Source organism: Capnocytophaga sp. oral taxon 412 str. F0487, from assembly GCF_000271925.1.
Lineage (GTDB): Bacteria > Bacteroidota > Bacteroidia > Flavobacteriales > Flavobacteriaceae > Capnocytophaga > Capnocytophaga ochracea.
This window is the reverse complement of sequence record NZ_AJZR01000028.1, coordinates 25,264-44,183: the sequence shown is the minus strand read 5'-3', so window position 1 is coordinate 44,183 and position 18,920 is coordinate 25,264. Positions and strand designations below refer to the sequence as shown.

The following is an 18,920-nucleotide window of genomic DNA, read 5'->3' as shown; positions in this document are numbered from 1 at the left end:
TTGTTGTATTAAGCTATTAATCAATTATTTATACACCCTTTCTATACCAATCGTCCAAGATTCGTATAAGCTTCCTATAAGCTCTCTATAAGCTAACCCCACCCTCCTTACACCCTTTTTTCATCAAAACCCCTCTCAACTCTCTTCCGAACTTTTCCGTTTCCTTCCGAATGCCCCTAACAGCCCCAACGCATCGCTTTTTCATCTCAAACTTTGGCAAAGTTTAAAACTTTGCCAAAGTTGATGCTCCAAAAAATTGCCCGTGCGACTCGTACCTCTTTTCCTCATTTCCTAATTTTCTAATTCTCTTATTTCCTAATTTTCTTCCGCCCGTGCGGTTCACACCTAATTTACTAATTACTCAAATTCTCATTAGCCTAAAAACACTTCAATTTCAATAAAAGAACAATACTCTAAAATGTTAAAAAAAGTTAAATTTCACAGAAAGTTACAGTCTAATAAATAGCACTTAAAAGCGAATTATAAGCCTCTATATACTTGAAAATAAGTATTTTGCAAAATAATATGTAAAAAACTGAAAAAAACGCAATGTTTTTGGCGATTCTCTGAAAATATTGCAAAGAATTCAGCGAAATGATGAAAAAAAATAGGGTATTTTCAGAAAATGCACTTGTTTTATTCAAAAAATAGCATCAGGAAATTATACACATTTGGTTATTTAACATAGAAAAAAATTACCCATAAAATTTGCTTTTATAATTTTTTTTTCTGAACCTTTGCAAAATTAATTGAACGAAATAATATAATAGCGATGAAAGAAAAATTGATGTATGCACTGTTATGCACTGTGCTGTTCTTTGGTGTTGCCTTTGCCCAAGAACGCACCGTAACAGGGGTAGTAAAAGATGAAGCAGGCACTCCACTACCCGGTGCCTCAGTACAGGTAAAAGGTACTTCTCACGGGGTCGCCACCGATTTCGATGGCAAATACTCCATTAAAGTACCCAATGACAGCGCCGTATTAGTCTTTTCTCAGCTGGGGAGCGCCTTAGTAGAGAAAGTAGTAGGTACTGCCAAAGTGATTAACGTTGTCCTTAAAGAGAACGTAACTGAACTTAAAGGGGTAGTCGTTACTGGTTACCAAGAGTTCGACCGTTCTAAGTTTACGGGTAATGCTCAAACCCTCAAAGCCGACAATATCAAAATGGACGGCGTAGTCGATGTAGGTCGTATGATCGAAGGTCGTGCCGCAGGGGTAAACGTGCAGAACATCTCTGGTACTTTTGGTACTTCACCTAAAATTACCATTCGCGGGGGCTCATCTATCTTCGGCGATACCAAACCGCTATGGGTAGTAGATGGTGCTGTACAAGAAGAGGTAGTACCGCTAACCTTCGAACAGCTCGCCTCTGGTGATGCTTCTACTTTGGTGAGTTCGGCTATCTCTGGTATCAATGCGAACGATATTGAGAGTATCGAAATCCTCAAAGACGCCTCAGCTCTTTCTCTCTATGGAGCACGTGCTCTAAACGGTGCCGTGATTATCACTACCAAAAGTGGTAAGAAAAACGTAAAAACACAGATAAACTACCAATTAGAAGAGTCCGTACGTATGATTCCTAACTATAATCAGTACGACATTATGAACTCTCAAGAAACAATGGACGTATATCAAGAGTTGGAACGCAAAGGCTACTTCTCGCTTTCTTCTCATACCCAAGCGCGTTACGGTGGGGCTTACAATATAATGTATCGTGCTATCGATACCTTTAATCCCGCTACAGGCACTTTCTTACTCGAAAATACCGATGCAGCACGGGTTGCTTTCTTGCGCAAATATGAATACGCCAATACTGATTGGTTTAAAACGCTCTTCCGTCCGTCGCTCACTCAAAACCATACGGTGAGCCTTTCAGGTGGGGGTGAAAATGCAACGGTATATGGTTCAGTAGGTTTCTTTGTAGACCCCGGTTGGACAATTGCTGACCGTGTGCACCGTGTAACTGGTAACCTCAAAACCACCTATACGCTTTCACCCAGCGTAAAGATAGGGGTGCTTACACAAGGCTCTATCCGTACCCAAAAAGCTCCTGGTACCTATAGCCGTGCTACTAATGCCGTAACAGGAAGTTATGAACGTGATTTTGATATCAACCCTTTTAGCTATGCGCTTAACACCACTCGTGCTTTGCGACCTTATGGCGATGATGGTAAGTACGAGTTTTACCGTTATAACTATGCTCCTATGAATATCTTGCACGAGCTCGCCAATAACTATATGGATTTGAATGTGCTTGAGTATAAAATTCAAGGTGACTTAGAAGTAAAACTCGCCAAAGGATTGAAGTATAATTTCCTTGGCTCTGTACGCCACGTAAAGAGTTCAAACGAGCACTCTATGAGAGAAGATTCTAACGTAGCAGGGGCTTACCGCGCCAATCAGACTACTGTTGTAACCAAAGCCAATCCTTTCTTATTTACTGATCCTGCCGACCCTGATGCCCTTCCTCAAGTAGCATTGCCTAATGGAGGTATATACAAACGCACTGAAAACAACTTGCAAAGTTATTACTTCCGCAATGCCTTAGAGTACAAACGCTTGTTTAAAGACGTACACGACCTAAAAGTATTCTTAGGACAAGAGTATCGCCATACCGACCGCGACAACTCTTTCTTCAACGGATATGGCTATCAGTTTGCACGTGGAGGAACCGCCTTTACCGATTATCGCATTATTCAAAAAGCGATACAAGAAAATACTCCTTATTTTGGCAAATCATACACCAAAGAGCGTGGTATAGCTTTCTTCTTGCAAGGTACCTATACCTATGATAACCGCTATGTTTTTGCTGGTACACTGAACTATGAAGGTTCTAACCAATTAGGGCGTAGTCGCTCTGCTCGCTGGTTACCTACTTGGAATGCAAGTGCCCGTTGGAACGCTTCCAACGAGAAATTCCTCGAAGATAATAACACCATCTCAAACCTTGCTTTCCGCCTTAGCTACGGACTTATCGCTGGGTTAGGAGCTGCTAGCAACGCTTTGGCTATCTTCGAAAATAGTATTGCCAATCGTTATAACTCTGCCGATAGAGAAAGTATGATTGCTATTAAGTCCCTACAAAACAGTGAACTTACTTGGGAAAAAGTATACGAAACTAACGTAGGTATAGAACTCGGCTTGTTTAAAAACCGTATCAACTTGTCATTAGACCTTTATCAAAAGAACTCTAAAGACCTAATTGACTATGTTCGCACCTCAGGTATTGGTGGTGAAATTATCAAATTAGCCAACAATGCCACAATGGTAACAAAAGGTATTGAACTCGCTTTGGATACTAAAAACATTAAAACTGATGATTTTAGCTGGAATACAGGTATCAATTTCGCTTATTTCAACCAAGAAATTACAAGCCTTCTATACAAGCCTAATGTATTTAACTTAGTGCGCGAAGTAGGAGGAAATGTAGTAGGAGGTGCCCGCAACACTTTGTATTCTTATGATTTCAGAGGGTTAAATGATAAAGGTCTCCCTGTGTTTAACTTGCGCAATGGCAGTACCGATTATGCAGATATTGATTTCCAAAATCGTCAAGATATCCTTTCTTATCTCAAAAAAGAAGGAGCGGTAGAACCTAATCTCACCGCTGGGCTCTCCAATACTTTCAAATATAAAAATTGGGAATTCAGCTTTTTGATTACGGCTTCAGCTGGTAACAAAATACGCAAAGCAGACCAATATACTGTAGATTACAACGACCTCAGTGTATTCCCTAAGGAAATGAAAAACCGATGGGTAAGAACAGGTGACGAAAAAATAACTAATATACCTTCTATTCCTTCTAAATTCACTCTGAATGAGGTGGGAGAAGATACTTTGCGTCGCGTGTACAATGCCTACAACCATTCTACTGCCCGTGTAGTAGATGGCTCTTTCATTCGTATGAAAAGTATGAGTCTTTCTTATACTTTTGCCAAAGACGTATTAGATGCCTTGCACGTAAACAATCTTACCTTGCGCTTACAAGCCACCAATCCGTTCTTGATTTATGCCCATAAAGACCTCAACGGGCAAGACCCCGAGTTCTTCCGCACTGGTGGGGTTGCCTATCCTGTAAGTGCTCAATATACATTTACTATCAATTTAGGAATCTAAAAATGAATACACCGATGAAAAATATACTATATACCACCACAAGAATAGTAGCCATAGGATTACTATTCGCTTCTTGTGATAAATTCTTAGACGAAGTCCCTGATACTCGTACCGAAATCGATACTCCCGAAAAAGTACAAGAACTCTTGGTAAGTGCCTATCCTGATGCTTTGTATATGGATATTGCCGAAACAATGAGTGATAATGCAGGTGATAAAATAAGTCTTACCGAAACTTCTATCTTAAACACAGAACTCTACCAGTGGAAAGATAGCAAAGAAACCCGATGGGATGCTCCTACTTTCTATTGGAAGGCAGCTTGGGGTGCCATAGCCTCTGCTAACCACGCCTTAGAAGCCGTAGAAAAACTAGGTGGAGGTTCCTCTCTTAATTACCTCAAAGGAGAAGCACTCGTAGCACGCGCTTACGCCCATTTTATGTTGGGGCTGTTGTGGTGTAAGCCCTACAACCCTGCTACCGCCTCTTCCGATTTAGGATTACCTTATGTAACCGCTGCCGAGAAAGTAGTATTTGCTAAGTACACACGCTTGTCGGTAGAAGAATACTATAAGGCTATCGAAAAAGACCTCGAAGAGGGCTTACCTCTTATCGATAATACCTCGTATAGCAAGCCCAAATTCCACTTTACCAAAGAAGCTGCTCATATTTTTGCTACTCGTTTCTACTTAGTAAAAGGAGAATGGGCTAAAGTTATTGCACACGCCAATGAAGCTCTTGGTAGTAATCCTGCTGCCAAAGTACGCGATATAAACAAGATAAATACCCTTACCACTTTGCAACGTCAGGCGCAATACAGTAGTACCAGTGAGCCTTCCAACGCTTTGATTACAGGAGCCTCTTCCAAATATCAAAGAAACCTTAGTCGTAATAAATACGGGATGACGGCTACTTTATCTGTCTATTTGTCGCAAAGAAGCTTACACCCACTTAATATGCCTTGGGCATATGATTTCCAAGGAGGTAATGAGAATGTACAGAATATTCCTAAATATCAAGAATATTTTAAAGTAGACAACGTTTCAGCAGGTACAGGTTACCCCTACGGAATGGCTACTCTCTTGCTTTATGACGAAGCCCTGCTTAACCGTATGGAAGCCTATGTAATGACAGGGCAAACAGCTAAGTTTATCGAAGACCTAAAAGTGTATTTACCTTTTAAAACAGGGGAAACACTCGATGTAAGTAACATTACCGAAACAGCTCTTAATACCAAATACAACGGAAAAGGTACTGAGCTCTCTCCTGCTTATACACTTACCACTCCTCAGCGCCAAATGTTGCAATGTCTGCTCGATTTGCGCCGTATAGAATTTGTTTTCGAAGGATTGCGCTGGTTCGATATTAAACGTTTTGGTTTAAAAGTAATTCACCAAAAGGGGAACCAAACCTTAGAACTCAACAAAGGCGATTTGCGTCGTGAGTTGCAAATACCCGAAGACGCCTTGGCTGCAGGTATTACTCCTAATCCAAGATAAAAAAAACAAGTATCAATTAATAATTTAACAATTGACAATTGTATGAAAAAGATATACTTTATAGCAATGTTCACTCTCTTGTTAGTGGCTTGCAACAGAAAAGAGACACTTAGTGATAAAAGTGTGCTTAAAACCAAAGTAACAGCTCAAACTGAATTGGATACTTATATATACAACAATTTCCAAAAACCTTATAACATTATAGTTACTTACAACTGGAAAGATTCCGATTTCGAGTTTAACAAGTTTCTATATCCCCCTACCGAAAGCAAGATAAAACCTATGCTTGAAGTAGTTAAAAAGGTTTGGATAGATAGCTATTCCGAAATAGCAGGAGCTAACTTTATAAAAGAAGTGGCTCCAAGACAAATTTCATTGGTAGGAGGTTATAACGTTAATGAAAACGGTACAATTACTCTTGGTTTTGCCGATAGTGGTATGAAAATTACTCTTTTTAATGTCGACCAGCTCGACCTTACCAATCACGTTGGCACTCGCCGGTATTTTCATACCATTCAGCACGAGTATTGCCATATTATCAACCAGAAAAAACCCTATTCTACTGAGTTTGGCAAAATAACCCCCAACTATACCTCCGTTTGGGCAAACTATAGAAATGATGAAGCTAACGAGTTGGGCTTTATTACCAATTATGCTAGAGCCAATGATGTAGAAGACTTTGCCGAAATGACCTCTACAATGCTTGGGATGAGCAAAACTGCTTGGGATGCTAAAGTAGAGGCTATTACAGATACCAAGGCTAAAGAAGCTATTCGCAAGAAAGAAGAATTTGTAGTAGCCTATTTTAAAAGCGAATGGAATATAGACTTTTACGCACTACAAGCCAAAGTAGAAGAACAAATGCTTTCTGTATTACAATAAAAACCTGATGAACGATGAAAAAGATAATATTCACACTAATAGTATTGGCAACACTGGTTGCTTGCCAAAAGAACGAACCCGATAGCTTGTTCGACAAGAACCCTTCGGAACGTTTTGAAGAAAGTCAAGCCGAATTGCGTAAAGAACTTACTACTGCTCAGCAAGGCTGGAAACTTACCTATTTTACTAAAGAAGGCGTATTTGGTGGCTACCATTTTTTGATGAAGTTTACCCCCGAAGGTCTTGTAACAATGGTATCCGATTTCAATAGTAGTACAATCTCTCCTACCACCAGTAAATATGAAATACAAGAGGGACAAGGTACTATGCTTGCTTTCACCACTAAAAATTATATTCACGAATTAGCAGATGCAATGCAAGGAATACGAGGTAAAGGGTATGCAGGGGAATTCGAATTTATTTATTATGGTAAAGAGGGGAACAAACTTAAATTCAAAACCCAGCGCAAATCTACTGAGCAGTTTGTATATTTCGAACCCGCTACAGCACAAGATTGGACAGACATTACTACGCTTTCAAGTAATCTCAGTACCTTGGTTGAGAATATGTCTAATTATTATATGAAAGTAACTGCTAATGGCACTAGTACTGATTATGAAATTGGTATGCAAAACGGGCTTATAGGGGTAGCACCTCTCAACTCTAATACACCCTCATTAGCTTCGACAATGGCTACTAAAACAGGAGTAGCCTTTAAACCTGCCCTTACTATACAAGGCAAGAAGTTTACTGAACTAACCCGTGATGATAGTACCACCCCTCCTACCTATAAAGCCACCGTAGACGGGGTAACGGCAGAAGTATATTTTTCATTAACACCTCCTGATGTATTTGTTACAGATGATTATAAAGATGTTAATACAAAAATAGTAGCATTCATCTTACTTACAGATGAAATGAAAAAATATACAAATATTACAAGTACTCCTTTCTATGAAAATGTCTTAAAAGTAAATAGCACTACCGATTTCACAAGAACACAATTAGTTTTTCAAGGCACAAAATGTCTTGTAGCTTTAGGTTATAACTTTAGTGGAACAGAAGCGTATTACACAGCAACTTTTGATTATGAGTTAAGAAACAAACGTCTTTATCTCAAGAATAAAGCAGAAAATACTTTATCTGCTCAATGGCAGGCTCCTGCTAATAGTACAGTTTTACAAAGAGCACGGTCTGCTATGGATTATTTCGCAAATATAGCCTCTGATGGTTTTTATGTAACCAAACTTTCTAAAAGAATCGGACGTTATACCAATCCTGCTTATACCTTACAAAGTGCTAATACCCCAGAGAATAATATTCCTTATTATGCACAAATGAGATAAAAATAAATAAACTGTATAAAAAGTTTCAAGATTATTTTTGCATCACCACACTTTGCCAAAGTTTCACACTTTGGCAAAGTTATTTAACCTCTAAAACTCTAACCTAAATGTACAAATTTATCCTTATAGTAGCTGTACTCCTGCTCATTACCCATATTTTCTATGAGCCCTCAGTAATAGGCATTACTGCCCTATTACTGCTTATTGTACTATCTATTTGGAAAATAAAAACAGTACTAACACCTAAATAAAAAACAAATGAAAAAGTTATTATTATCCCTGTTATTATGCGCTACTGTTAGTGCTTTTAGCCAAGAAAAAGGAACCGCTAAAGATAGCATTCCGTATGCGAAATGGTCTTGTGAATTCGATGCAGGATTAGGGCTTGCTGAAATGGTGAGCAGTGATTTCCAAATGAGAGGTGATTTGCTACGCGGACAAATGCGAGTGCTCTACTCTCCTGAAAAAAACTTCCGCTTTGAAATGGGGTTTGGAGTCAGCGAGTTTTCACAAGGAAGTTTTCAGCAAAGTGAAAGTAACTACGCAATGCTCAGAGTCTCTACCCTTGATGTGCCCTTGAGATTAGCTGTGGTTACTCCTGTGAGCCCTAATATTGGTATTGTTACAGGTGCCGGACTTCATCTCAGCGCTCCTTTGTGGCGAGAATTTAAAACTCAGGATGTGAACAACAAAGGTTGGATAGGAGGTACTGCCAATCTCGGTTATCATCTTTTTGGAGGAATAGATTTATACGCTTCCGATCATAGCAAATTAGCAATTTTTGGCGAAATAGGAGGCTCTTTTTGGAACAAAGGTAACTACATTACTCGTTACCACGCTGTCATCAATTTTAGTTATATTTATACGCTTTAAAATAGCGTAAGTTCTCGCAGATGCAAGGGTCGTAAAGAGGGGAGTATAGCGATATAAAAGAGGAAATAGTATTTGGTTATATCCGACTGATATTAATCAAAAAGAGAGGGGAGACAGTTTATGTAAACTGTCTCCCCTATTGTTATATAAAATAATAGCGATGGGATTTTTCTATGGTTTAAAATACTTCTCTAAACTCTACTTCTTTATCAGTTTTGTTTACGATAAGTATTTCAGAAGACTGGGCTGTATAGCCTAAATCTTTACCTTCATCTATGGTATATTTTACCAAAATACCACCTGTAAGTGTGGTTTCTAAGGCTTTTACCACTATTTTTACTTCCTTATTGCTAGCTGGAGCCACAATAGCTAAAACGCTCTGTTTGCTGAAATCAATAGCGGTGGGGCGCGCCGTCATAGTAGTAGCACCTCCAAAGATACGGTCAAAATCAGCTTGTGAGTCGATTTTTAAAGTTTCTACTTTTGTATTCTGGAAAGTATTATTGACAAAATAGTTCTCAGCGGGAGTGTAACTCACAGCATTTTTGCTGTTGCCACAACTGGTGAGAAACGTTGCTATTACTGCCATACTTAGGATAAGTCTTTTCATTATTTGTGAGTTTTTAATGATAAACTGCTAACATATAGACAAAAACCGTGCCAAGACTATAAAAGGTCGCGTGCAATAAGGCGTTCCATACCCATTTTTTTTGCTGCACGGTCACCTTGTAAACCGTGCAAAAAAACACCTAAGCAAGCAGCTTCTACCGCACTATAACCCTGAGCTCGTAAGCCCGTAAGCATTCCGGTAAGCACATCGCCACTACCTGCCGTTGCCATTCCTGCATTTCCAGTGGAATTTATCCAATACTTTTCTCCATCGGTTATCATCGTGTAGGCTCCTTTGATGAGAAGTATTACTTTGTACTCTTTAGCAAAGGCTTTAGCTTTGGTGAGCTTGTGCAGGTCGTCGTCCCACTTACCTATAAGACGCTCTAATTCCTTGGGGTGTGGTGTGAGAATTGCATTTTTGGGAAGGTTTTTTAATTGTTCAGGATGTTGAGCGAGAATATTCAGCGCATCGGCGTCTATTACAAAAGGAATATCGGGGTACTGCTGAAAAAGACCAAAGAGTGCTGAGGCGGTTTCGGGATGCGTACCCCAACCGATACCCACACCTATGGCAGAGGGTGTAAAAGGAATCTCTGCTGTCTTATAGTGTTTTTCTTCCTCACAGGTGAGTACCATCGCCTCGGGCAGAGCAGTTTGCAGTATATTATAACCACATTGGGGAATTGCAACGGTAAGCAGACCTGCCCCTGCGCGCAATACGGCTGTTCCGCTAAGCACTACTGCCCCTATTTTACCATAACTTCCCCCGACAAGCAACGCGTGCCCATAAGTACCCTTGTGCGAAAATTTGGCTCGTCGTCGTTGTAATTGCTGTATATCGGATTCGAGATAGTAGAAATCTGGGTGAAGAGTCTTTAAAAAATGCTCGTCCAAACCTATGTTGAGTACTTCCCACTTACGGATATAGCAACCTGTGGAGGGAAAGAAGAAAGGCAATTTTGGGGCTTGAAAAGTGAGCACTTGGTGAGGGTGTACCCAAATCTCCTGGGGAGACAGAATGCGTTCGGTAGAAAGACCCGAGGGCATATCTACACTTAATATATAGCTGTTAGAGTCGTTTAAATTCCGAAATATTTGTTGTACCCATTTAGGAGCTGGACGGTTGAGTCCAATGCCAAAAACAGCATCTATCACTATCTTACCAAACGTAATATTATTTACTTGTTCGGCTCGTATTTTGGCAATCGCAATTCCTTGTGCTTTTAAGAGCTCTTTATTCTGCTGACAATCGGGCGATAGGTGTTCGCTGAAACAAAGTAGATAAATATTCACTTGCCAACCATCAGCTATGAGCATACGCGCCAAAGCGAGACCATCTCCTCCGTTGTTTCCCGTACCTGCCAATACAGTAACAGTTCGCTCTTTGGGGAGGTGTTCTTTTATCCACTCAAAGAGTTTGGTTGCGGCGCGCTCCATCAGTTGCCACGAGGTGATACCTTCAGCAGAGATAGTATGCGCATCAGCTTCGCGCATTTGTTGTGTGTTTAGAATTTTCATTTCTCCAAAGTAAAAAGATGTTAGCTAATCAAAACATTTGCTAATCTACTAATCTGCTAATTTCTAAATTAAATTGCGTGCGTAACTCGCTTTTAATTCTTATCAGGTTTATAGAGTGATTGCTTAAAGAGCTCATCGGGTTTCATTGCTAAGATTTTCAACATAGATTCCTCTTTGTGATTTTTAGCATAGGCTTGTACTATGCGTAACCCTATAAATCTACCTATTTGTCCTGGTGATTCGTTGTCTAATTCTAAGTAAAACTTATAGAAAGGCGCTGGATACAAAAAACGGGTGAGTAGTTTCTTATCTGTTTGATACAGCAATTCTTTTTCTATAAAATAACGCCATATCTCAGCTTCGTTTGCCTCAGCCCAAGCATACTTCTTCGCATCATACCGCAAAAGGTCAGCGGGTGTTTTTTTGGGTAATAACTCGCTTTCTAAATAGAGCTTCTTGCCCTCGTAAATCATATTGTCCAAGAAAGTGAGGTGTATCCCACGAGGTACGAGTTTATCGGCAAAAGCATCAGCTACATCTATCACAAGGTTTTTCTTGTCTAAATCAGCACTGATGTATTTATCCATATCTTGGTAGTATTTGTGTTGAGTTCCTAAGTAATTATCTGTACCGATAAGTAAGAGGCTATCGGCATAAATCACTCGGGTTTCATAAGCTACCCTACTGATGAGCATCACAACCTTAGGTGGCTCAAACTTGGGGAAATAGTACTTAATATGCTGAAACAAGTTCCTAATCTCTTTCTTCTCAGCAGAAAGTGTACCTACACTCTTTTCAATTTCTCCGTATAAATCGGCATAATGCAAATTCGCAAAAGCAGGAATATCAGGGAAGATAGAACCCTTTCGTATCTCACACCACTCTTCGGGAGTAACGCTCTGAGTAAAAAAATAAGGATACTGTGCACTTAACTCACCCATTTTTGCATCGGGAGTTTTCATAAAGAGCGAATCAAGGCGTATCCAACCAAAGTCCATCGGAATCGCTGCTATTTCTTTCTCTTTTTTGTCGCTACAAGCCATTGCTAATAGCAGACTTGTAAAAATAAATATTTTCTTTATCATAGTATTTGTTATTAGTCGTTAGTTTTAGCTCTTAGATTATTGTCCAAATCGGCTATTATCCCACACCAAAAAACTGCATATCTGTTCCTCTTTGGGTGCAAAGATAAAGCAAATTTATCAATTTAACAATTAGTTGTCTGCCTTCATCCTCGTATAACCAGTCCAGCTCACCCAAGTAATCGCCTGTCGTACTGCAACCAATAATAAGAAAAGTCGTTCAGCACCTTGCCAAACGACCTTTCTCAAATATTAACCCTCTAAAATTATTTCTTCTTTTTCTTCTCAAAATTCACCGCACACGAGTCGATTTCCGATACGCGCAAAGTGTTTACCATTCCCTTGCCTTGCATTGGCATCGACACGAGACTTATCATTATATCACCCATATCCACGTAGCCTTTTTCGTTGGCAATGTGGTTAATGTCTTCAATAAGCTCATCAGTAGAGACAAAGCGGTCGTAGTAGAAAGTAGTTACCCCCCACAAGAGGTTCAACTGGGTGAGGATACGCTTGTTGGCAGTAAAGATGAGAATGTGCGAATTAGGTCGGTACGACGAAATGCGGAAAGCAGCATACCCACTGTTTGTAAGCGAAGTAATCACTTTGGCATTGGTGTCGTTCGCCATCTTGGCTGCGTGAAAACAGATAGTGTTAGTTACATAGCGCAACGAACGGATAAAAGGTGTAACAAGTGGTACTTGTATCAAATTCGAATCCTCTACACTTTTGATAATGCGAGTCATTTGTTGGATTACCTGTACAGGGTATTTTCCTACCGAAGTTTCGCCTGAAAGCATCACCGCATCAGCACCGTCCATTACCGAGTTTCCTACGTCGTTTACCTCAGCACGGGTAGGTGTCAAACTCGAAATCATACTTTCCATCATTTGGGTAGCGATGATTACCGGAATGTGGTGTGATTTAGCCTTGCGCACCAATTCCTTTTGGATAAGAGGCACTTCTTCCGCTGGGATTTCTACCCCAAGGTCTCCACGAGCCACCATTATACCGTCGCAAGCCGCCATAATCTTATCGATATTCACCAAGGCTTCTGGCTTTTCTATCTTAGCGATGATAGGAATGCGGTGTCCAGCATTTTCTTCGATGAGGTCTTTTAAATCCTGAATGTCTTCGGGGTGACGCACAAACGAGAGCGCAAACCAGTCTACGTCTTGTGTGATAGCAAAAAGGGCATCACGCACGTCTTTTTCGGTAAGCGCAGGAAGCGAAACTTTGGTGTTAGGCAAGTTCACGCCCTTTTTAGATTTCAGCGGACCGCCTTGCACTACTACCGCTACTACCTCGTCTTCGCGGTTGGTGGATTCTACTTCAAAGATGAGTTTCCCATCGTCTAACAAGATGCGTTCTCCGGGGTTCACATCGGTAGGAAACTCTTTGTAGTTCATATACACACGCTCTTTGTTGCCTACGAAGGGCTCTCCGGTAACGAAAGTAACTCGGTCACCAGGGTATACCGTAGCGTCGTCTTCCATTACCCCCACTCGCAACTTAGGACCTTGTAAGTCAGCGAGGATAGCTGTATGAAAGCCGTTTTCTTCGTTGATTTGGCGAATCATTTGCACGCGGTTGCGCACATCGTCGTAATCGGCGTGCGAGAAGTTGATGCGGAATACATTTACCCCTGCAACCATCATATCTCTTATCACCTCAGGACTCTCGGTCGCTGGACCTAAGGTCGCTACAATCTTTGTTTTCTTTGTATTTAACATTCTTGAAAAATCAATTTATATTTTTTATCTAGGGTATCAATTGCTATTTCTCGTGCGGTAGTGGCAGGAACTTCACGAAGCCGATTTAAAATTTTCGGCATATCCACCCGCCCTTCAGTATCTATCTTCAAAAAGTAATCCACCTTCTTTTCGTTCTCAACCAAATATTGCACCTGTGGCAGTTCTTCAAAAAGGGTAACCACAGCGGTAGGAGCTTTTGTGTCTTGCAGTTTGTTAGCTATACAATGCCAAGTAATATCCGCAGAGGTGTCCTCCCAAGTATAATAAGAAAACTGTCCTCCCGAAGGCATCGTCAAACAAGCCTTCCCTTTTGTCTTAGCCAACTGCAAATGTAGCGTTTTATTTAAGAAATACGCCAACTGATAGTCTTCCAAATGGGTGTGAAGAGCGATAAGTTTATAATCGCAAAAAAACTCTGTCGATAGCTTCAGTTTTGCCATAACCACTCATTTCGGGTGCAAAGATACAAAACAATTCACAATTAGCAATTAACCATTGATAAATTTAACACGATAGCTTCTTCTACTATCAAAACCGCACTCCAAAGCTAAACCCTATCCCTCTATACTCCATCATCTCAGGAGTTTCACTCCAAAGGAGAGGTTCTGCTACGTCAAAACTCGTGTAAGAAGTATAAGCCGATAAAAACATACTATACTTGTTTCTCACTAAAAACGGAATGGACAGCCCCACCTTCACTTCCCCCATAGATGGTTTTACTAGGGTGCTCAAAGGCAAAAAGCCAGCTACTTGAACAAAAATATTTCCCTGATAATTCTTCACAGGGTTCAAACGGAGTATACTACCCAATTTTAATCCTGAGGCTACAGGGTTTTGAAAATGTGTAAAGCCTCCCACAGCCCCTACACTCAATATCCTAAACAAGCGGTAATTTACTGTAAAATCACTTGAGATAATAGGCTTCTCAGTTAGTAATGCCTCGTCGCCTTCATACAAATTCGTACGAGAGTTTAACCAGCTATAAGAGTATTTTGCGCCACCATTTCGAGGAAAAGTAAAACTTAATTCCCCTTGATAAAACCACCTACTTTCTTTCTCAGGCACTACTTGCGTTATAGTTTCCGTGCTTACATTTCCTATAACCGATGTGCTTTCCATATTTTCCTGTGCCGTAGCCAATCCCACAGCAAAAAAAGGTATTATATAAAGTATTTCTTTCATTCTATAATTATTAAGTTTTAAAACCGTATCCCAAAGCCAAAACCGACTCCGCGATACTCTACTAAGTCCGGTGTTTCATCAGCAAATAAGGGTTTAGCAGGGGTAAAACTTGTATAAGAAGCGTGTAGAATAACCCCGACACTGTATGATTCTTCAACAAGAAGAGGTATACTCAATCCTATCTTTGCCTCTCCTGTTGAAATTTTTACGTTATGTAAAGGAAAAAAACCAGAAAACTGAGCAAAGACATACCCAAAAGAGTCTTCAATAAGCTCATATCGTATGACACCTCCTAATTTTAAAGCTGTAGCAATAGGATTTCTGAAATGATTTATCCCTGTTAATGCTCCTATGCTAAATCTCTCAAAGAGTAAATAATTCATAGAAAAATCCGTGGAATATATTACTTTTGTTTTTAATACAATATCTTCATTTCCTTTTATATTTGCTGTCTTTGTATTAAAAGAATAAATAGATTTATCTTTATTGGGTACCGTAAGGTTTACCTCAGCTTGTGAAAACCAACGTTTGTCTTCAAGATTTTGTCCTTTTACTAAATATGGAAGTACTAAAAAAAATATTATATAAACTATTTTTCTCATAATAATCTCTTTTTATTTTTCATAAACCATTCTCACACCTCTCCAAGTACCTCCTACTCTTGCCATACCGTAAAAATCATATTTTACAGTCTTATATTCTCTTAATTCGGGAGGTTTTACTCCAAAATTGTTATACCATTTACCTCCCTTCTTGTCAACAGAACTTGTAAAGGTAAGAAGAAATCCATAGTCAGTGCTTAGATGTATTTTTTTCTTATTTGTATTCTCACCTTGGTAACGTTCTGCAAAATACATTGCTTCTATTTCATCTTCAAACTGAGGGGTTCTAACCACAGCAAACTCTTTATCTTTTGAACCTATATTTCTCAGAAAATCAAAACCCATTTTATAGAGTGTTGCAATATTTTTTTGTGACAATAAATCTGATACAAAAAGCTCTTTTTCATAGTCTATTTTATACCCAGCGACACTTGGAATATAAATTGTAAGTAATTTTTCATTATTATATTTTATAAAAGGAAGTTTTGCTTCCTCTACTTTAAAAGTTGATTTTAAATAATTATTTTGTGCGTGAAAGTAAAAATCTCCTTTGTAAGCAAGTATAATAAACTCATTTTCATCCTTAGCCGCTTGTAACTCTTTAAGAGGGGCTGTAGGCATTTTGTATGTCATATAAATATAATTAATTCCTAAAACTACTTCATTAGCCTTTGATGCCCACCATATCCTAAAGCGACGTGTTTGATTTCTTACTGAAATACCTACTGACTTATAAAATCCGTAGTTTTGATTAAAAAATTCTATTTTCACACGATGTCTTCTGTCAAAATGCTCTGTTGCGACTCTACTTTCTCCAAATATTCTATGAAGAAACCAATTTCTATCTCCTCTTGTTATAGGCAATCCATCAATAATAGGTTGTAATTCATTAGCTGGCGTTAAGTTTGCTATTCTTTTTTGCTCTTCTTTAATATTGTTTCTCTCTAATTCAGAGATAGGAGCTATAAATCTGTATACCCCGTCTGCTACTTGCTGTTTTCCAGAAGCAGTCTCCCGAAGTTTTAATAATTCCTCAGCTGAAAGTTGAGGTTGACGATCTTTTAGATAGTTTTTAAGTTTAAGAGAATCCTTTAGATGAGAAGAAAAAACTCCTCTTGTAGTAAACTTGTATAAAGTGTCTTTTACAACTATTTCATTATTTTCATCAATAAAAGAAGCTAAAAGAGGGTCAGAAATCATATTTTCTTCCTCTTTCTCCTCTTCTGTTTCATCATCAACCGTATCTGGTCTTCCTTCATAAAGTTTTATGAGTTCAGGGTCATTTTCTATATCCCCTATAGGATATTTAGGACGAAATCCTTTTAAATAAAGTTCTTTCATCTTTTTTTCTAAAAGTTCTTCATCATTTCTCAATTCCCCCATCATTTTAGATAAACTCTCTGAGGAAGAAAACTGGTAACGTCCTCCAACTACCCCATCGGTTACAAGAGTTTGTTGTGGTTCTTCGTTTTTTTGGTCTTCTACAAATGTGTCATTATCTTTCTTACAGCTAGTAATGATAAATGACAACAAAATTGTACTTAAAAAAATTCTTTTCATATAGCTTCTTCTTTTATTTCGGTGCAAAAATACAAAAATAACACACAATACCAAAAAACAATTTTCAGGACACATCTCATTGTCCTTTGTTTTATTTTCGTTTTTCTTCTCGTTTATCACCTCCTAATCCTTCTCCTTTAACTATTCACTACCAACTACTTACATACCCTTTCTATACCAATCGTCCAAGATTCGTATAAGCTTCCTATAAGCTTTCTATAAGCTAACCCCACCCTCCTTACACCCTTTTTTCATCAAAAACCCTCCCTCCCTTCTTCCGTTCTTTTCCGATATCTTTCTATCCCCTCAGCGCTCCCCAATAAAGCCTTCAATCTTGTCTTTCCTCCGTCCAACAAGTCCGAATCGTCCGATAACTCCGAATATATATAACAAAAAGGCTGTCCTAAAATAGGACAGCCTTTATTATATAACTTATACGGTTCGTACGCGCCTGTGTGGCTCACACGCTCGCACTATTTTACTCCGTGCATCATCGCTTGAAGTTTCTTGTTAAGGAGTATCATTCCTAAACCGCAGAGGATTACAAATCCTGAAACCGCAGCAAATACTACGCTTGCCCCAAGTTTCTCTACGTAAGAAGCAATCACTCCTCCTGCTGCATTGGCGAAGAAAGCAGCCATCATCCAAACACCCATCATAAGTCCTGCTAAACGCGGAGGTGAAAGTTTTGTAACCGTAGAAAGTCCTACGGGTGATAAGCACAATTCACCAATGGTATGAGTAAGGTAAGTAAGCACCAACCAAGCTAAGCTCGCTTTCACTGCTATATCTTTAGGGTCTACCCCTATGGAGCCTCCGCGCTCGTAAACAGCACCAAGCATAAAGAAGAACCCTACCCCTAAGAGTATCATTCCCATTCCCATTTTAAACGGAGTAGTGAGACGTTGTCCCATTTTAGTACCCCAGAACGATGCAAATACCGGTGCTAATAATACAATGAACAATGGGTTTACTGATTGGAACCAAGCAGTAGGAATTTCAAAGCCCATCACCGTCCTGTTGATATAGTTATCGGTATAAAGAGTAAGCGAAGAGCCCGCTTGCTCAAATCCTGCAAAAAAGAAGATGGCAAAGAAGAAATAGATAAAGATAACAGCAATGCGCTCTTTTTCTTCTTTGGTAAGTGGTTTTTGCACTTCGGCTTCCGAAAGTTCTTGTACTTTCTTCTTACCACCTTTTGGTTGCAATCCAAGGTCGCCTAAGTATTTCTGTGCAAAGAAAACAAATATCAACTCTCCTATAAGCATCCCGATAGCAGCTGCCAAGAATCCATATCTATACCCGTAAGAAAGGATTATTTCTTTTCCTTGTGCATCTACACCGTGAGTAGCAAAGATGTTATCAGTAAGGAATCCTGTAATGAGTGGTGCTAAGAAAGCCCCTAAGTTAATACCCATATAGAAAATCGAGAAAGCCGAGTCTAAACGTTTATCACCTGATTCATAGAGTCCTCCTACCAAGGCTGAAATATTCGGTTTGAAGAACCCGTTACCTATAATCAACAAAAATAGCCCTAAATATAAGCCAAAGTGAGTGTTTATAGAGAACAACGCAAACTCACCGAAGAACATTATGAGTCCCCCTAACAATACTGCCCTGCGTTGTCCTAAAAAGTTATCGGCTATCCAACCGCCAATCAGTGGAGTGAAATAGGTAAGTCCTGTGGCAAAGCCATAGATAAGACTCGCTGTAGCTTTATCGAAAGCCAAACCGCCTTCAAGCCACGTCTTGGTGAGGTATAGCATCAAAATACCACGCATTCCATAGTAACTGAAACGCTCCCACATACCTGTTAGGAACACCAAATAAAGCCCCTTAGGGTGCTTCTTTTTCGCATTTTCTACGTTTGTATCCATTTATTTAATAAATTAAAAA

General features: G+C 39.4%; 15 protein-coding genes. 6 read left to right on the top strand and 9 right to left on the bottom strand.

Features of this window, described 5'->3' with window-relative positions:
* The first annotated feature begins 772 nt into the window (after window positions 1–772).
* The 6 genes from HMPREF1321_RS04720 to HMPREF1321_RS04700 all read left to right on the top strand — a co-directional run bounded on the left by HMPREF1321_RS04720 (window position 773) and on the right by HMPREF1321_RS04700 (window position 8,714).
* Window positions 773–4,117 carry a SusC/RagA family TonB-linked outer membrane protein gene (locus HMPREF1321_RS04720; protein WP_034575717.1) on the top strand — a complete coding sequence of 1,115 codons (3,345 nt, stop codon included), beginning with the start codon at window positions 773–775 and terminating at the stop codon, window positions 4,115–4,117.
* A 14-nt stretch (window positions 4,118–4,131) separates the two neighbouring features.
* Window positions 4,132–5,613, top strand: coding sequence for a RagB/SusD family nutrient uptake outer membrane protein (locus tag HMPREF1321_RS04715; RefSeq protein ID WP_009421594.1), 1,482 nt, complete (start codon window positions 4,132–4,134; stop codon window positions 5,611–5,613).
* Between the two features lie 42 nt (window positions 5,614–5,655).
* Window positions 5,656–6,495 (top strand): putative zinc-binding metallopeptidase, encoded by an 840-nt coding sequence (locus tag HMPREF1321_RS04710; protein ID WP_009421606.1) that lies wholly within the window; start codon window positions 5,656–5,658, stop codon window positions 6,493–6,495.
* A gap of 14 nt (window positions 6,496–6,509) precedes the next feature.
* Window positions 6,510–7,841: a DUF4302 domain-containing protein gene (locus HMPREF1321_RS04705; RefSeq protein ID WP_009421604.1), complete on the top strand. Its 1,332-nt coding sequence runs from the start codon at window positions 6,510–6,512 to the stop codon at window positions 7,839–7,841.
* Window positions 7,842–7,948: 107 nt separating this feature from the next.
* Complete coding sequence (locus HMPREF1321_RS11990; RefSeq protein ID WP_009421596.1) at window positions 7,949–8,092, top strand: hypothetical protein; 144 nt, start codon at window positions 7,949–7,951, stop codon at window positions 8,090–8,092.
* A 7-nt stretch (window positions 8,093–8,099) separates the two neighbouring features.
* Entirely contained in the window at window positions 8,100–8,714 is a 615-nt protein-coding gene (locus tag HMPREF1321_RS04700; protein WP_009421602.1) for a hypothetical protein, read from the top strand.
* 178 nt (window positions 8,715–8,892) lie between these two features.
* On the opposite strand, the gene HMPREF1321_RS04695 is transcribed toward HMPREF1321_RS04700, so the two are convergent.
* The 9 genes from HMPREF1321_RS04695 to HMPREF1321_RS04655 all read right to left on the bottom strand — a co-directional run bounded on the left by HMPREF1321_RS04695 (window position 8,893) and on the right by HMPREF1321_RS04655 (window position 18,901).
* Window positions 8,893–9,324, bottom strand: coding sequence for a hypothetical protein (locus tag HMPREF1321_RS04695; RefSeq protein ID WP_009421573.1), 432 nt, complete (start codon window positions 9,322–9,324; stop codon window positions 8,893–8,895).
* Between the two features lie 56 nt (window positions 9,325–9,380).
* Entirely contained in the window at window positions 9,381–10,844 is a 1,464-nt protein-coding gene (locus tag HMPREF1321_RS04690) for a bifunctional ADP-dependent NAD(P)H-hydrate dehydratase/NAD(P)H-hydrate epimerase (RefSeq protein WP_034575716.1), read from the bottom strand.
* A gap of 92 nt (window positions 10,845–10,936) precedes the next feature.
* Window positions 10,937–11,929, bottom strand: coding sequence for a gliding motility protein GldB (locus HMPREF1321_RS04685; RefSeq protein ID WP_009421607.1), 993 nt, complete (start codon window positions 11,927–11,929; stop codon window positions 10,937–10,939).
* A gap of 263 nt (window positions 11,930–12,192) precedes the next feature.
* Window positions 12,193–13,659: a pyruvate kinase gene (gene pyk / locus HMPREF1321_RS04680; RefSeq protein WP_009421609.1), complete on the bottom strand. Its 1,467-nt coding sequence runs from the start codon at window positions 13,657–13,659 to the stop codon at window positions 12,193–12,195.
* Entirely contained in the window at window positions 13,653–14,120 is a 468-nt protein-coding gene (locus HMPREF1321_RS04675; protein ID WP_009421586.1) for an IPExxxVDY family protein, read from the bottom strand. The genes pyk and HMPREF1321_RS04675 overlap by 7 nt, the downstream gene beginning before the upstream one ends.
* Window positions 14,121–14,208: 88 nt before the next feature.
* Window positions 14,209–14,862, bottom strand: a complete 654-nt coding sequence (locus HMPREF1321_RS04670) for a hypothetical protein (RefSeq protein ID WP_009421578.1) — start codon at window positions 14,860–14,862, stop codon at window positions 14,209–14,211.
* Window positions 14,863–14,879: 17 nt separating this feature from the next.
* A complete protein-coding gene (locus HMPREF1321_RS04665) occupies window positions 14,880–15,464 on the bottom strand; it encodes a hypothetical protein (RefSeq protein ID WP_009419064.1) in 585 nt (194 codons plus the stop codon).
* A gap of 12 nt (window positions 15,465–15,476) precedes the next feature.
* Complete coding sequence (locus HMPREF1321_RS04660) at window positions 15,477–17,024, bottom strand: hypothetical protein (protein WP_009421600.1); 1,548 nt, start codon at window positions 17,022–17,024, stop codon at window positions 15,477–15,479.
* A 473-nt stretch (window positions 17,025–17,497) separates the two neighbouring features.
* Entirely contained in the window at window positions 17,498–18,901 is a 1,404-nt protein-coding gene (locus tag HMPREF1321_RS04655) for a peptide MFS transporter (protein ID WP_009410808.1), read from the bottom strand.
* Window positions 18,902–18,920 lie beyond the last annotated feature (19 nt).

Bases quoted from the DNA above. Each gene is read 5' to 3' on its own strand.
- HMPREF1321_RS04720 (WP_034575717.1), top strand. From the start codon at position 773: ATGAAAGAAAAATTGATGTATGCACTGTTATGCACTGTGCTGTTCTTT.
- HMPREF1321_RS04715 (WP_009421594.1), top strand. From the start codon at position 4,132: ATGAAAAATATACTATATACCACCACAAGAATAGTAGCCATAGGATTA.
- HMPREF1321_RS04710 (WP_009421606.1), top strand. From the start codon at position 5,656: ATGAAAAAGATATACTTTATAGCAATGTTCACTCTCTTGTTAGTGGCT.
- HMPREF1321_RS04705 (WP_009421604.1), top strand. From the start codon at position 6,510: ATGAAAAAGATAATATTCACACTAATAGTATTGGCAACACTGGTTGCT.
- HMPREF1321_RS11990 (WP_009421596.1), top strand. From the start codon at position 7,949: ATGTACAAATTTATCCTTATAGTAGCTGTACTCCTGCTCATTACCCAT.
- HMPREF1321_RS04700 (WP_009421602.1), top strand. From the start codon at position 8,100: ATGAAAAAGTTATTATTATCCCTGTTATTATGCGCTACTGTTAGTGCT.
- HMPREF1321_RS04695 (WP_009421573.1), bottom strand. From the start codon at position 9,324: ATGAAAAGACTTATCCTAAGTATGGCAGTAATAGCAACGTTTCTCACC.
- HMPREF1321_RS04690 (WP_034575716.1), bottom strand. From the start codon at position 10,844: ATGAAAATTCTAAACACACAACAAATGCGCGAAGCTGATGCGCATACT.
- HMPREF1321_RS04685 (WP_009421607.1), bottom strand. From the start codon at position 11,929: ATGATAAAGAAAATATTTATTTTTACAAGTCTGCTATTAGCAATGGCT.
- pyk (WP_009421609.1), bottom strand. From the start codon at position 13,659: ATGTTAAATACAAAGAAAACAAAGATTGTAGCGACCTTAGGTCCAGCG.
- HMPREF1321_RS04675 (WP_009421586.1), bottom strand. From the start codon at position 14,120: ATGGCAAAACTGAAGCTATCGACAGAGTTTTTTTGCGATTATAAACTT.
- HMPREF1321_RS04670 (WP_009421578.1), bottom strand. From the start codon at position 14,862: ATGAAAGAAATACTTTATATAATACCTTTTTTTGCTGTGGGATTGGCT.
- HMPREF1321_RS04665 (WP_009419064.1), bottom strand. From the start codon at position 15,464: ATGAGAAAAATAGTTTATATAATATTTTTTTTAGTACTTCCATATTTA.
- HMPREF1321_RS04660 (WP_009421600.1), bottom strand. From the start codon at position 17,024: ATGAAAAGAATTTTTTTAAGTACAATTTTGTTGTCATTTATCATTACT.
- HMPREF1321_RS04655 (WP_009410808.1), bottom strand. From the start codon at position 18,901: ATGGATACAAACGTAGAAAATGCGAAAAAGAAGCACCCTAAGGGGCTT.